Genomic DNA, 14,257 nt, shown 5'->3' with positions numbered 1-14,257 from the left:
TAGATGATAGATATAGATGCAGAGATATATACGGAATTTAAATGTAAGGCAGATAAATGTAAACACTCCTGTTGTAAAGGCTGGGAGATAGATATAGATGATGATACACTTGATTATTACATGAGTATTAATACGGACCTTGGAAATGAGATAAGGCAGAACATCCGGGAAGGTGAAGATACTTTCTTCAAGTTGACTGAGGATGAAAGATGTCCTTTTCTTAAAGATAATGGTCTTTGCAAGATAATCGAAGAGCTGGGTGAGGATGGCCTTTGTGATATATGCAGACTTCATCCGAGATTTTTTGTAGATATAAATGACTACAGTATGGCAGGTGTTGGTCTTAGTTGTGAAAGAGCTGCAGAACTTATATTTGAAAAGAAAAACTTGGATTTTATAATGTGTGAATCCAAGAAGAAGATTGGTTTCAAAGAACTGCTGGATCTGCTCGGAATAGAAATTCCACAGAAATTCCTGGAGCTTTCAAAAATCCTTCCTGATCATCTGAAAGAAAGCCAAATGGAGAAAATATTGGATATTTTTCTTGCTACTGAGCCTATTGATCCTAACTGGGAAAATGAAGTGAAGCTTCTTCAGGAAAGTCTCAGTGATTTTCCGGGAAACTTAGATGATAATTATCTGAATAAATTTGAGGTGATATATCATTATATTATTTTCAGACAACTGGAGCTGATAGAGCAGCATGGATATAAGAAAGTTATAGATTATGCAATTTGCAGTATTATATTTATTATGCTCTATGCTAATAAGTTTCATGATGATCTTGAAGCAGTGAGGCGTTGGTCCGAGCAGATAGAATATAATGAAGATAATATAGAATTGATCATAAATAAATTGAGCAGTTTCTATTAGGGCGGGAACTGCTTTTTATACGGAGGTAAAGAATAATGAAAAATGGTCCAAAGCCAACAGGAATTTATGCAGTAGGAACATTTACATACTCAGTTATGGACGATAGAGAGGAAATCCTTCGTCCGGGGACCATGAGAAGTATATCGGCCAGAGTTTATTATCCTGCACTTAAGGAGTCGGTTAAAGGGCTTACTAAATCTAAATATATGTCCAGAGAAATGTTTAAAGGACTGAAGGATTCATTTAAGATTCCAATGAATTATGACAAGAAGACCGCAGCGGGAGATAATGAATCAGAATGCTATCCCGATGCGCCGAAGATAGAAGGAGAGAAGTTTCCACTGATCATTTTCAATCATGGTTATCAGTCGTTCAGAGAGGGAAATTCATTTCTCTGTATTGAACTTGCATCAAAGGGATATGTTGTTATATCGGTGGGCCATCCCCTTGAAGGACTTTGTACAGAGTATGATGATGGAACATTTATATATTGTGACAATAAGCTTTTGAAAAATGCAAATAAACCATTTATTGCCAATTTACTTGCTTTGAGAAAGCTGATGAAACTTAAGGGGACGGAAGAGGAAAATGCAAAAGCATTTGATGAGTACCAGGATAGGTTTGGTGGCTTTATGAAATCACGTCTTCCTGAGTGGGCGAAAGACATAAATGCGGTTGTGGATTATGCAAAGACGAATCTTAGTGATATAATTGATTTTGAGTACGGGATCGGTCTGACAGGGCATTCATTTGGCGGGGCAATAGCATATTACCTTTGTACGAATGATCCGAAATATGCCTGCGGAATCAATATAGATGGAGGGCTTTTCGGTGATTACAGTGATAAAACGCTGGAGAAACCATTTATGCAGATAACCAGTGAAACCAATGAGAAACTTGTGGCTAGAGGTTATATGCATCATAGTAAGCCGGTTTATAAAGCGGTTATCAAAAATATGAAGCATGTCGGTTTTTCTGATATGAAATATGCAATCAAGTTCGGTTCAATGGTGGGAAAATTGCCGGCTGATAAAATGCATGAAAATTTATGTAAATGTCACGTTGAATTCTTTGATACACATCTTAAGAAGATCAAAGATAAACCTGATCTTAAATCAAATGATGTTATGAAATTTGAAGTAAAATAAATCGGGATTCCGAGAAGGTATCAGTCATCTGATCAGCGGAGATTCTGTTCAGGACGGAAATATTTTTTTATGTTCGGAAAATTCAGAAATCTGAACGTATATATAAAGAGCCTTGATCATTTGAAATATTTGGAAATGAAGTAAGGCTATTTAAATTTGAATATGCATGTTTCCTGTGTGAATCGTGAAATGTTTAAAAGAAGGGGAATAAAATGACTAATGAAGAGATGATGCAGATTGCCATGGCACAGTCTGCAGAAGACATGGGATGTAAGGCCGAAGATTTTACAAAGACAGAAAATGTCCTTTGTCAATTCAAACTTGGAAAAAATGCCAAGAAATACTACAGTGAACCGATTGTGGGAAATTTTGTTTCTTATGGCAATAACGTGGTTGCAGCGGTTCAGGATGATATAAAGGATATTGTTGAAGAATATATGAATAAGTTTGAATTTTATCATTTATTTGAAATGCCGAATATGGATTGGTTAAATGATAAGATCAGACCGTTGGGATACGGAGTCTGCTATATGGCAGAGTATTACTTGCCAAGACTGGAGCTGCTTAATGAAAAGCCTTCGGATCTTGAATTTAAGGTTCTGGAGCAAAAAGATTTTTCAGGATTATATCTCCCTGAGTGGAGTAATGCGCTCTGTGAAGCAAGAAAAGAACTGGATGTCCTTGGAGTTGGAGCATATAAAGACGGTGAGTTGATAGGATTTGCAGCATGTTCGGCTGATGCAGATGAAATGTGGCAGATAGGTATTGATGTACTCCCGGCTTATAGAAGAAAAGGTATAGCTTCAGCAACAACAGGCAGACTTATTAAAGAGATACTGAAGAGAGATAAGGTTCCATTTTATTGTACAGCCTGGTCAAATATCCGTTCAGTCGGAAATGCAATCAAGTGCGGATTTATACCGACTTGGGTTGAAATGACTATAAAACCATTATCAGTTATAGAAGAGATCAATAAATAAAAGGTTGAAAAGTATGCGTAAGATTAGGATTCCTAAAATCAATTCCATTCATTTTGGACCGGCATGGATAGCAATATCTTTAGTTATAGGGCTATTACTACCTGCTGTTATTTGGGTTGCCACAGATGTTTTCTATTGGGGATTCAGTATCGCCGGAGGAATCATTCTTTTAGGATTCCTCATTGTATTTATCATTGAAATGAAGCAGGATTTTGGTAAGAAACCATATTATGAGAAATATCTTAGTGAAGACATACCGTTTGACCCGGAAAAACAGATAGCTGTAATTAAATGCAGTATATGTAACGGGGAGCAGTTAGCAGGTTTTAAGAGCAAAGAAGACGGGCATTTCACTGAGGTTATGTTGATTAAAGATGATAGGGATTTAGCAAAGTTTAAAGAGATATATAAGCTGACAGAGATAAAAAAGGAATACTAAGAGACTATAATTAAAAAATTGGAATGGGATGACGGAAAGATAACCAACATAGAGTATATATAAAAAATTTGTCCATGAATCGGTACTGGTTAAAGTGAAGTGGTTTATATATCTTGTCAGAGTAAAACAGATATGATAAATTAAAGCAGAAAAACGATTCGATTTAAATCAGATTGTAACGCCTGTTCATTGCGAGTCCGGTTTCGGCCGGATAACCTGTGTGACTCTTTTTTCTATAGCGTAGGCGATGTGGAGCATTCACCTGGTTGCAGGCGTTCTAATATGAATATATGGGAGGGGTTAGGGATAAATTTTTAATTGATCACTAGCCCTCTTTTGACATATATTTGTAGGAAATCCTACAAGATCAAATATGAAGGTAAAAAGTATTTAGGAGGAAAAAGTAATGAAATGTCCATATTGTGGTGCAGAGATTCCTATAACTCTCTCATCATGTCCAAAGTGCGGTAAATCGATTGATGATTCGGCGCAGGAGAATTTTATTCAAAATGCAGGCGATGCCGCATCAACATTTAATAATCAAAATCAGTTAAATACGCAGAATTTTGATGATCAGGCTCAGCCGGGCGGAGCAGCAGGATTTAATCAGGGGATGCAGCCAAACGGAGCAGCAGGATTTAATCAGGGGATGCAGCCAAACGGAGCGGTAGGATTTAATCAGGGGATGCAGCCAAACGGAGCGGCAGGATTTGATCCGGGAATGCAGCCAAACGGAGCGGCAGGATTTAATCTGGGAATGCAGCCAAATGGAGCGGCAGGATTTGATCCGGGAATGCAGCCAAACGGAGCGGCAGGATTTAATCCGGGAATGCAGCCAAATGGAACGGCAGGATTTAATCAAGGAATGCAGCCAAATGGTGCACAAGGATTTGGCCAGCCGGTATTGTCAGGAAAGCCTGCTCTCGAATATAAAGATTCGTCCCGACCAAATGGTCAGAATATGGGAGTAAGTCAACCTGTACGTGAAACTATTCAGGCAAATATGAACAATAATAATCCGGCAGGTAAAACGGGCAATCCTAAGATGCTCAAATATGCTTGTATAGCTGTTGGTCTTATAATAATTATTGGTGTAGTAATACTTATAATCAGCCAGAATTCGGATAAGCCTGACAATAAGAAGTATGCTTCAGGGGATCCGACTACGGATATTTTCGGTGTAACAACAGAAGATATTTTTGGTATGACAACAGAAGAAAGTACATGGGTAAATCAACCTTATCAGCCGGATGAAGATGTGGAAGAGTACAAGGTTGGAGAAACCTGGACAGTTGATGATCAGTGGACAGTAACTGTACTCGGTGTAGAAAAAATAGATGAACGTAATGAATACAGCGATAAAAATCCAAAGGCTGTCTACAAGATAAAATATGCATATTCTAACAATGGTTTTGAGCCGGATTATTCCGATGGTCTTTACATTTCACTTGATGGAAATGTAGTAGATAACAAGGGAGTGGAAGGTTATTCATATCCTGCTTCCATTGATTTCTACCCTAGACGGGCAACTGTCGGCTCGACTTGTATCTGCTATAATGCTGTAGGTGTTGAGAATGAGGGTACATTTAAGGTTTATGTTGAGAGATATGATACCGACAATGAATGTCACAAGGCATGTTTTGTTATGGAGCCGGGAGCGAAAAGTGAAAGTTTTCCAACCAGTACTAAGTCGGCATTTGATGAAAAAAATACTTTAAAGGTTGGAGAAACATGGAAAGTTGACGATCAGTGGGAAATAACAATTAATGGAGTTAAAGAAGTTACAGAGCGTAATGGGTTTAGCGAACTTAACCCGGAAGCAGTTTATTTGATTGATTATACTTATAAAAATCTTGGTTATGAAAGTAAATATGAAGATGGTTTATATGTAAGTATTACTGATACGATTATAGATAATAAAGGATTTCTTGCTTACAACTATCCGGGAAATGTAGAAAATCACCCTAATGTAGTTGCGGTGGGAGAGACATGCAATGCCCAGGCTTGTGTAGGAGTAGATAATGCCGGACAATTTAAAATTACAATCAGCAAATATGATAGTAAAGAAGAAAGACGTACTCAGTCATTTATTATAGATGTTAAATAATTATGTATGATCTGACCCTCTTTACCGGTAAAACGGTAAGGAGGGTATTTTTATGGGTAAATAAATAAACTTTCCGATACGGAAAATAATTTATATACTAGTTGTACAAAGAGTATGTTATAATTAAACTGCCTTCAAGTTAGAATTAAGTCATAAACAATAAATATTTAGGAGGTATGATTTATGACTGATAAGAAGGTAAATTACAAGGCGATTTTAAAAGAATCAGGATATAGGAAACTTCTTATATCAACAATGATCAATAGATTTGGGGATTCTCTGGATGCCGTTGCATTCACATGGCTTGTCTATCAGGTGACACACAGTGGAGTTTGGTCAGCTATTATCTTTGGAATGAATATTCTTCCAAATGTTATCGTCCAGCCATTTGCAGGAGCAATAGTAGAAAGACTGGATAAGAAAAAGGTGATAGTCATTACGCATATAATGAGAGGATTGTTGCTGGTTGGATTTCTTGCGGTATATCTCTCAGGAACGATGAATGGCTGGATAATGGCAGGATTTACATTTGCTGTAACTTCAATCGAAGCATTTAATATGCCTGCAAGTACTGCATTTATTCCGAAAGTTATAAAGCAGGAACTTCTTTCACACGGACTTAGTTTCAATACTATGATGTCAGGTGTTGTTTCATTTGTGGGAACAGGAACAGCAGGAGTTCTTATAGCAAAAACAGGCATTTTCACAGTTGTAATTATAGATATAGTAACATTTTTCATTGCTGCATTTATCATAATGACTATAAAAGTTAAAGGAAATAATGAAGAGGAGATGCAGAGTGTAAATAAAGAAAAGTATTTTACAACTCTGAAGGAAGGGCTCTGCTATATCAAGAAAGAATCCCTTATTTGGAATTACTGCATTATCGCAGTTATGCTGAATTTTATGCTTGTTCCGATAAATGCACTTCAGGCACCTCTTGTAAAGGAATGCTACAAAATGGGAAGCGGCCTTCTCAGTGTTATCGGTATGGCAGGTTCTGTAGGGGCGATTCTTGGTTCGGCATTGATACCGGTAGTCAGCAAGAAGTTCACAGTTAAGAAAACAATTTTGGTATTCAGTTTTATTTTGGGACTCGGAACAATGCTTCTTCCTATGATGGGGATTATCATTAATATAGATCAGCTGAAATACATTTTTGCCGGAGTATGCATTGTGATCATAACACTTTCCGTAAGTTTTATCTCAGGAAGAATAAATATTGAATTCATTTCGAATGTTGATTCCAAATATATATCACGTTCGTCTGCAGTATTTGTATCACTTTCAACGGCGGCAATACCTGTGACATCGATGGCTGTAGGATGGGCAAAATCTATCTTATCGACTTCAACACTTATCATCATTTGCGGAATAGCAACAGTGACATTTACAGTGATCCTTATGATGATAAATCCAAAACTCGATAAACATGAGGAGAAAATATATGAAGTTAACACTATATGATAATATCAAGAAACTTAGAAAAAATAAGGGGATGACTCAGGAGGAGCTGGCTGAATTTCTGGGGGTTACAGTGGGTGCAGTTTCCAAATGGGAGAATGGAAATAATACTCCGGACATTGTTATGCTGACAATACTTGCTGATTTTTTTGACGTATCCGTAGATGTTCTGCTTGGTTATGAAATATCTTCTAAGAGAGTGAAGAATATTGTAGATGAGATTAACTCGTATACTGTGAAGCATATGTTTATGGAGGCAGAATCCATTGCAAAGGATGGGCTTAGCAGATATCCGCATGATTTTACTGTAGTTTATACAGCGGCCAAAATGTATTATGTTAAGGCTGTTGAATGTAAGGATATCGAGGCTGCGAAAGAATCAATTCATTTATTTGAAAAGTCGAAAGATTATCTTGCACAGAATGATGATCCGAATATAAATGATTTCACCATCAGCAATATGATTGCGACAAATTATCTTTTTTTTGACAACCGGAAAGCGTTGAAGATTTTTAAGGAAAATAATTACGCCGGTGTGAATAATTCGATGATTTCCTTCATTCTGCTAAAAGACATGAATGTGGAAGAGTCGCTGAATTACAGCACAAATGCCATGATCGGAAATCTCTTCGGTCTTATTACTTCCGCAATATATATGATGCTGGCACTTGCCGGCATCGGTAAGAAAGATAAATATAATGAGGGACTTAATCTTGCTGATTCAGTGCTTCAGACCATAGAATACTATAAGACAGATAAAGTGGGATATTTCAATAAATATGAGGTTTTGATTATGGTTATGAAGGCATATTTATATGCAGCTTTAAAGGACGATAAAATGATGTTGGAATGTCTGAAAACCGGAAAAAAACTTGCACTTGAATTTGATGAGAATTCATCAAATGATGTGGCTCGGAATTTCAAGTTTTACCACAATATGAAGAAATCATTTGTGGCTATAGACAGTTTCGGAGCAAGTGCATATAACGGTGTTATCGAAAGCCTTAATGATCAGTTTTTGGGTGTAGAGGGACTTGATAAAAAAATCATAAAGAAGATTGAGGATTATTGGATCGGTACTGCTCAGTAAATATAATATCAATCCGGTTGGGTACATATCAAGGCTTTTTTGAAACCGCTAAAAAGATATAATCCGAGAATCGCACTAAATATAATAGATGCATAAATGCTGAATCTTTCGGCTATACCAAAATATTTCGGTGGGAAAGAGGCCATTCCTACAGGCCCTATTAACATCATAACAAAAGATATTGCTGCCCATATTCCAATGTCTCTAACTTCCTTTCTTTTGATGCCGACGATAAACAATATGATCAGAGATATAACAGAAAGTCCTACGACAAATGCAGTAACAACCATATGCATTATTTCGTTAAAACCTTTGATTTCTTTACCTGCATCATCAAGAGGAAACATAGTATATCCTATCTTAGATATCCAACTTTTTATGACAAACATATATATTCCAACTCGAAAAAGTTTTGTTGAGATTTTTTTTTCTGCTACATAAATAGCAACGCATGTATCACATACTATACCCACAGCGAATACTGCTGAAAGCTTATCCCAAAGTGCACTGGAAGGTGCTGTTCTTGCTGAGAGATCACTTACCGCAGACTCCATCCAGTTATATCCCGGAAATGCGGCTCTGCAAAAATAAGCTGCAACAGCATATGATATAAGTGCTCCTATACCTAAAAGACCTATCCAATTGATTAGTTTCTTATTCATCGTATACTCCTATCTGATGGCTGAACCATCTTATAAAATCTATTATGTTTTTTGGGACGGGATTCCCATCTTCTCCGAATTCATTTATTATTCCGGCGGTTAACATATCCATTCTGTAATCTATAAGTGAATGGATTGTTAATGAATACGTCATCGCGGCAACATCTATGTTGTCTTTTTTTGCTTTGCCGTGAACAACAAATGCATAAAACATGTTTTTGGAAGCGTTAATCATACGCTCTGTTTCTTCTACGATTATCTGAGCTGCTACAGGATTTGTGGTTCTTTCAGAATAGAGAACTTTGAAGAATTGAAGCATATTTTTATCTGTGACAATTCCCATATATGCCGAAACAGATCCAAGCAGTATTTCTTCTATATTTTTATCCATCAGTTTCGATATATCCATTTGTACTGAACCGCTTCCTTTCTGGGCCTGTTCTCTAAAGAATAGATACATCTCCTTTATAATGTCGTCTTTAGATTTAAAATGATTGTACAGTGACGGCGCTTTAATCCCGACCTTATCAGCTATCTGAGACATGGATACTCCCTTCATTCCATTCTCTGCTGCAAGTGTCAGTGTTGCATGGAGTATTTCTTCTTTTCTGTTCATTTTCACTGTTCTCCTTTTGACAGATTCTATATCGATCATAAATAATTACGAATAACCATAAATAATCGTGAATAACTATGGATAGTCATATACAACTATTTATAATTATGCTTACGTGTATTAGTTATTATACTAACGAACATTAGTTTATTTGTCAATAGTAATTTAAAAGTGATTTCATCTATGCATTTGCTTCTTTGATCGGCAGGTGTGTGATTTTGTTCAGTTGCAAAATTGAATATTGCGGTGTTACCGCACCGTAATATTCAAAAGAATCTAAATAATGAAAATGTAACAGCGTTAAGGCGTCTATGAGTAAATGATATGTACCCTCTTTACAGATAACCAGTAAGGAGGGTATTTTTATTGTGAATTTCAATCTTGACAGTGATAAGATTGGATGATAGTATCTAAACAGTGATAAGATTATATTTTTAGATAGGATTATATGCACTGATAAGATTATTTGCATCGATATGAAAATGAATTTAGGAGGTTGTGTTATGAGTGAAAAACCTTACCATCATGGGAATCTGAAAAATGAACTTATTGAACAGGGAATAAAGTATATCAGTCTGAATGGGATAGAAAATCTGTCTATGAGGAAATTGGCTACTGTCTGTGGTGTCAGCAGTGCAGCACCCTATGCACATTTTAAGAATAAAGGGGATTTTTTGATTCAGGCAAGAGCTTATGTTGAAGATATATTCTCTGATGTGCTTCAGAAAAGTATTGATAACTGCAAGAATCCTGAGAAACGTCTTTTGGAACTGGGGAAATGTTATGTGATGTTTTTCGTAGAGAATCCACATTATCATCAATTTATGTTTTCAGATGAAGGGATTATTGTGGAAGAGTATCGCCCTTATCAGATATTTTCAGGAGCTGTAAAGGAAACTCTTGGTGCTTTTGGAATCAAAGGTAAAGAGGTATTCTACAAGACGATTCTGTTGTGGGCGACAGTTCAGGGGCTTACTGATATATGTGCTGTGTGTGAGATGTTTGAAGAGGAAAAACTGGAAAAAGAAGTTGAGAAGGTTCTAGATATGCTCAGCCTCTAAAGAAACTGGTTGTTTTCGGGTTTAGGAGGAATCCCCAATATGATAGGAATATATTTAAGTGGAACTGGAAATACAAAACACTGTGTGGAAAAGCTGCTTTCGATAATAGAACCGGGGGCAGAGGCATTTCCTTTAGAATCGGATATTTCTATAGATAAGATAAAAGAAAGTGATTCAATTATACTAGGATATCCAACACAGTTTTCGAATATCCCTTATATGGTCAGGGACTACATAAATAAGAATTCATCGATTTGGAGCGGGAAGAAGATATTCTGCGTTTCGACTATGGCTCTATTTTCGGGCGATGGAGCGGGTTGTGCAGCGAGACTGCTTAAGAAATATAATGCTGAGATAATCGGCGGGCTTCATCTCCTGATGCCTGACTCCATCGGTGATGTCAAGTTACTGAAAAAGCCTGTTGATAAGAATCATCAGACCATCGTAAAAACTGATGAAAAGATAGAACGAGTTGGAAAGAAGATAAGAGAAGAAGGAATTTACCCAAAGGAAGGATTATCTTTCCTTTATCATATGGCTGGTCTGTTTGGACAGAGACTGTGGTTTTATAACAAGACTACGGGTTATACAGATAAGGTGAAAGTTAGTGATAGTTGTGTCGGATGTGGACTTTGTTCTAAACTTTGTCCTATGAATAATTTAGAAATAAAGGATGGGAAGGCGATTGCTGGTCCTAACTGCACAATGTGTTATCGCTGTATAGATAATTGTCCGAAACAGGCAATCACACTACTTGGAAAAAAAGTCCACGAACAGTGCGGATACGAAAAATATTGCTGATTGATGTTTCATATAAATCTCCATATAGTTGATTAAATGCTCATAAAGCCTTATAGATACTGAACTTAGCAAAGGCGTCTATTCCGATATAATTCAATATATCTTTATATATTTTCGGGAAAACTGGTACGTAAATGGTACGCAAAAATGAAAATAGATGTTATATCAATATGAGCCCTAATACGAATATATCACTCTCGGGAATATTAAAAGATGGGAAAGCTTTTCTAATCTTTTAACATCCCCGAGAGTTTTTTTATTTTATCATTTGTTTCTATGCAAATGATAAGATAAATGATAAAATAAATGATAAGATAAATGCAACGATTATACCTTGCTTGACGAAATGAAGAAAGTTGGTTTTGTCATCGGAAAGACTCATTCAAGCTATAAGAATGGTGGATATGTAGAGGCGGAGAAATAGGAAACTTAAAGTCATTGATTGAAAAGCAACCATAATTATGATAACATTGATGAGCTGGTGCAGTTAAAAAATACTGTATCAGCTCATAGTTTTAAATAAACCGCTTGAAAAGGCGTATAGACAGATAAAGGAGATATGAGAATAATATGAAACTTGGTATAGTAGGTTTACCAAATGTAGGAAAATCAACACTTTTCAATTCACTTACAAAGGCGGGAGCACTTGCGGCTAATTATCCATTTGCTACTATTGATCCGAATGTTGGAATAGTTGCTGTTCCGGATAAACGTCTGGATACACTTACTGAGATGTATAATTCTGCTAAGACAACACCGGCGGTTATCGAGTTCGTAGACATTGCCGGACTTGTTAAAGGAGCATCTAAAGGTGAGGGACTTGGTAACCAGTTCCTTTCAAATATTCGTGAATGTGATGCGATCGTACATGTTGTAAGATGCTTTGAAGATACAGACGTTGTTCATGTAGAAGGTTCGGTTGATCCGATCCGTGATATTGAAACAATCAATATTGAGCTTATTTTCTCGGATCTTGAAGTGCTTGAGAGACGTATGGCTAAGACAGTTAAGCTTTCAAGAAATGATAAGACAGCTGCTAAGGAGTATGAATTCCAGGGCAAGCTTAAGAAGCATCTTGAGGACAATCAGCCTATCAGAACATTTGAACTTTCAGATGATGACGATGAAAAAGCCTGGCTTCATGAGTACAGCCTTCTTACAGCTCTTCCTGTTATATTTGCAGCAAATGTTGCTGAAGATGATATGGCTGATGAGGGAGCTTCAAATGAATATGTAAAAAAGGTTCGTGATTATGCAGCTGAAACAGATTGTGAAGTATTTACAGTCTGTGCAAAGATGGAGGCTGAAATATCAGAGCTTGATGATGCAGAGAAGATGGAATATCTTGATGCATTGGGACTTACAGAATCAGGACTTGATAAGCTTATTAAAGCAAGTTACAGCTTACTTGGACTTATATCATACCTTACTGCAGGTGAGACAGAGTCAAGAGCATGGACAATTAAGAAAGGAACTAAGGCACCACAGGCTGCTGGTAAAATTCATTCTGATTTTGAAAGAGGATTTATCAAAGCAGAAGTAGTAAGTTATGATGATCTTATTAATTCCGGTAGCATGACTGCTGCTAAGGAAAAAGGACTTGTTCGACAGGAAGGAAAAGAGTACGTTGTTCAGGATGGCGATGTAGTACTTTTCAAGTTCAATGTCTAATAAATAAAGCCAATGGGAGTTCCTGAGATGATTGAAAACTTATAGGACGGATACATTTGGACAGATTCAGGACTTGGACAGAAAGGCGGTAGAATGAACGGTATTAGTTTTCCGGGGTTAGGAATTAAATTTGGAAATGTTCCTACTTCGATATATATATTCGGTATTGAGATTAAACTTTATGCATTCGTTATCACTTTGGGATTCTTCTTAGCTCTTTTTATTTCCGGAAGAGAAGCAAAAAAGAGTGGTCAGGATCCGGAAGATTATCTTGATTTCTTTTTGTGGATGATTATTCCATGCATTTTAGGAGCGAGATTATATTATATAATATTCAACTGGAAAGAATACTTCATCAAAGGAAGAGGTTTCAAAGAAACTTTAATTGATCTCATAAATATTAGAGGAGGCGGACTTGCTATATACGGCGGCCTGATAGCAGGTGCTATAGTTGCATATATTTTTAATAAGAAGAGAAAACTCAGTCTTCCTCTTATGGGCGATACAGTTTGTATGGGAGTGTTGATTGGACAGATTCTTGGAAGAACAGGAAATTTCTTCAACAGAGAAGTATTTGGTGAGTATACAAGTTCATTTATCAGGATGGCTTTACCAATTGATTATTTTGCAAATGATAAATATGATACATTTGATATGTATATGGAAAGTGGAATAATCAGTAGGAAAATGATTGAAAATCCTGAGATTATAAATGGACAAAAATGTATTACGGTTTATCCGACATTCCTTTTTGAAGCACTTTGGAATCTTGCCATTCTTATATTTATCTTCTTATATAGAAGGAAAAAGAAATATGATGGTGAACTGGCACTCATTTATATAATGGGATACGGTCTTGGAAGATTCTGGATCGAAGGAATAAGAACAGACACTCTTATGATGGGGCCGTTTAAAATATCACAGGTTGTTGCATTTATATGTTTCTTCGGTGCACTTGGGGTAATGATATATAATAGGAAAAGAATTGCCGGTGGTAAGGAGCTGCCTTGTCACAGGATCAAAGTGGAGGAAAAGGCCACAGAAACGGAAAATAACTAAATATAGGTGGGAAATCGCGCCACAACACTATATATAGAAAAAGCTACCTTCGGGTAGCTTTTTTGTTGTGCAAATTACCAATAAACAAGGGTAAATTTTATGAAAAATGTTGCAAAAATAATGTTTAAAAATAGGAAATCGCACTTGAAAAAGCTAATTGTTTAATGTAATATTAATGTCAGGTGGAGTGAAATGGTGGGTAAATACCATCGTGGGGAGCGAAGTGGTGGATAAGTTGTTTGAAATGTGGATAACTTATAAACAACATTTCGTAACCAGATTTCCG

Annotated in this window: 13 protein-coding genes; 11 read left to right on the top strand and 2 right to left on the bottom strand. The window is 36.6% G+C overall.

Annotated elements, in window-relative coordinates; genetic code table 11:
* Positions 1-3: 3 nt before the first annotated feature.
* The 7 genes from fliB to B5D25_RS08600 all read left to right on the top strand — a co-directional run bounded on the left by fliB (position 4) and on the right by B5D25_RS08600 (position 8,101).
* Complete coding sequence (fliB, locus tag B5D25_RS08630; RefSeq protein WP_078787566.1) at positions 4-873, top strand: flagellin lysine-N-methylase; 870 nt, start codon at positions 4-6, stop codon at positions 871-873.
* A gap of 35 nt (positions 874-908) precedes the next feature.
* Positions 909-2,021: an alpha/beta hydrolase gene (locus B5D25_RS08625; RefSeq protein WP_078787565.1), complete on the top strand. Its 1,113-nt coding sequence runs from the start codon at positions 909-911 to the stop codon at positions 2,019-2,021.
* A 212-nt stretch (positions 2,022-2,233) separates the two neighbouring features.
* Complete coding sequence (locus tag B5D25_RS08620; protein ID WP_078787564.1) at positions 2,234-3,001, top strand: GNAT family N-acetyltransferase; 768 nt, start codon at positions 2,234-2,236, stop codon at positions 2,999-3,001.
* Between the two features lie 13 nt (positions 3,002-3,014).
* Positions 3,015-3,440: a hypothetical protein gene (locus B5D25_RS13245; protein WP_341443639.1), complete on the top strand. Its 426-nt coding sequence runs from the start codon at positions 3,015-3,017 to the stop codon at positions 3,438-3,440.
* Positions 3,441-3,846: 406 nt separating this feature from the next.
* Positions 3,847-5,547 carry a FliH/SctL family protein gene (locus B5D25_RS08610; protein ID WP_078787563.1) on the top strand — a complete coding sequence of 567 codons (1,701 nt, stop codon included), beginning with the start codon at positions 3,847-3,849 and terminating at the stop codon, positions 5,545-5,547.
* Between the two features lie 183 nt (positions 5,548-5,730).
* The gene (locus B5D25_RS08605; RefSeq protein ID WP_078787562.1) at positions 5,731-7,014 is read left to right on the top strand and encodes an MFS transporter; all 1,284 of its coding nucleotides are present in this window, start codon (positions 5,731-5,733) and stop codon (positions 7,012-7,014) included.
* The gene (locus B5D25_RS08600; protein WP_159444124.1) at positions 6,995-8,101 is read left to right on the top strand and encodes a helix-turn-helix domain-containing protein; all 1,107 of its coding nucleotides are present in this window, start codon (positions 6,995-6,997) and stop codon (positions 8,099-8,101) included. Before B5D25_RS08605 ends, B5D25_RS08600 begins: the two co-directional genes overlap by 20 nt.
* A gap of 8 nt (positions 8,102-8,109) precedes the next feature.
* Here the strand turns inward: B5D25_RS08600 and B5D25_RS08595 are convergent, their stop codons facing one another.
* Both B5D25_RS08595 and B5D25_RS08590 read right to left on the bottom strand, forming a co-directional pair.
* Positions 8,110-8,763: a DUF998 domain-containing protein gene (locus B5D25_RS08595; RefSeq protein WP_078787560.1), complete on the bottom strand. Its 654-nt coding sequence runs from the start codon at positions 8,761-8,763 to the stop codon at positions 8,110-8,112.
* Positions 8,756-9,379 (bottom strand): TetR/AcrR family transcriptional regulator, encoded by a 624-nt coding sequence (locus B5D25_RS08590; RefSeq protein ID WP_078787559.1) that lies wholly within the window; start codon positions 9,377-9,379, stop codon positions 8,756-8,758. Before B5D25_RS08590 ends, B5D25_RS08595 begins: the two co-directional genes overlap by 8 nt.
* A gap of 503 nt (positions 9,380-9,882) precedes the next feature.
* Here B5D25_RS08590 and B5D25_RS08585 point away from each other — a divergent pair.
* The 4 genes from B5D25_RS08585 to lgt all read left to right on the top strand — a co-directional run bounded on the left by B5D25_RS08585 (position 9,883) and on the right by lgt (position 13,971).
* Entirely contained in the window at positions 9,883-10,440 is a 558-nt protein-coding gene (locus tag B5D25_RS08585) for a TetR/AcrR family transcriptional regulator (protein ID WP_159444123.1), read from the top strand.
* Positions 10,441-10,479: 39 nt separating this feature from the next.
* Positions 10,480-11,241, top strand: a complete 762-nt coding sequence (locus tag B5D25_RS08580; protein WP_078787557.1) for an EFR1 family ferrodoxin — start codon at positions 10,480-10,482, stop codon at positions 11,239-11,241.
* Positions 11,242-11,811: 570 nt separating this feature from the next.
* Positions 11,812-12,912 carry a redox-regulated ATPase YchF gene (gene ychF / locus B5D25_RS08575; protein WP_078787556.1) on the top strand — a complete coding sequence of 367 codons (1,101 nt, stop codon included), beginning with the start codon at positions 11,812-11,814 and terminating at the stop codon, positions 12,910-12,912.
* A gap of 93 nt (positions 12,913-13,005) precedes the next feature.
* Positions 13,006-13,971, top strand: a complete 966-nt coding sequence (gene lgt, locus B5D25_RS08570) for a prolipoprotein diacylglyceryl transferase (protein WP_078787555.1) — start codon at positions 13,006-13,008, stop codon at positions 13,969-13,971.
* The last annotated feature ends 286 nt before the right edge of the window (positions 13,972-14,257 follow it).

The organism is Eubacterium ruminantium, from assembly GCF_900167085.1.
GTDB lineage: Bacteria > Bacillota > Clostridia > Lachnospirales > Lachnospiraceae > Eubacterium_Q > Eubacterium_Q ruminantium.
The sequence above is the reverse complement of the archived record's forward strand: the minus strand, read 5'-3'. Positions and strand labels throughout refer to the sequence as shown.

What these genes read in the sequence shown, in the direction of transcription:
- ychF (WP_078787556.1), top strand. Translation starts at nt 11,812, where the DNA reads ATGAAACTTGGTATAGTAGGTTTACCAAATGTAGGAAAATCAACACTT.
- B5D25_RS08625 (WP_078787565.1), top strand. Translation starts at nt 909, where the DNA reads ATGAAAAATGGTCCAAAGCCAACAGGAATTTATGCAGTAGGAACATTT.
- lgt (WP_078787555.1), top strand. Translation starts at nt 13,006, where the DNA reads ATGAACGGTATTAGTTTTCCGGGGTTAGGAATTAAATTTGGAAATGTT.
- B5D25_RS08585 (WP_159444123.1), top strand. Translation starts at nt 9,883, where the DNA reads ATGAGTGAAAAACCTTACCATCATGGGAATCTGAAAAATGAACTTATT.
- B5D25_RS08595 (WP_078787560.1), bottom strand. Translation starts at nt 8,763, where the DNA reads ATGAATAAGAAACTAATCAATTGGATAGGTCTTTTAGGTATAGGAGCA.
- B5D25_RS08580 (WP_078787557.1), top strand. Translation starts at nt 10,480, where the DNA reads ATGATAGGAATATATTTAAGTGGAACTGGAAATACAAAACACTGTGTG.
- B5D25_RS08610 (WP_078787563.1), top strand. Translation starts at nt 3,847, where the DNA reads ATGAAATGTCCATATTGTGGTGCAGAGATTCCTATAACTCTCTCATCA.
- B5D25_RS08620 (WP_078787564.1), top strand. Translation starts at nt 2,234, where the DNA reads ATGACTAATGAAGAGATGATGCAGATTGCCATGGCACAGTCTGCAGAA.
- B5D25_RS13245 (WP_341443639.1), top strand. Translation starts at nt 3,015, where the DNA reads ATGCGTAAGATTAGGATTCCTAAAATCAATTCCATTCATTTTGGACCG.
- B5D25_RS08605 (WP_078787562.1), top strand. Translation starts at nt 5,731, where the DNA reads ATGACTGATAAGAAGGTAAATTACAAGGCGATTTTAAAAGAATCAGGA.
- fliB (WP_078787566.1), top strand. Translation starts at nt 4, where the DNA reads ATGATAGATATAGATGCAGAGATATATACGGAATTTAAATGTAAGGCA.
- B5D25_RS08590 (WP_078787559.1), bottom strand. Translation starts at nt 9,379, where the DNA reads ATGAACAGAAAAGAAGAAATACTCCATGCAACACTGACACTTGCAGCA.
- B5D25_RS08600 (WP_159444124.1), top strand. Translation starts at nt 6,995, where the DNA reads ATGAAGTTAACACTATATGATAATATCAAGAAACTTAGAAAAAATAAG.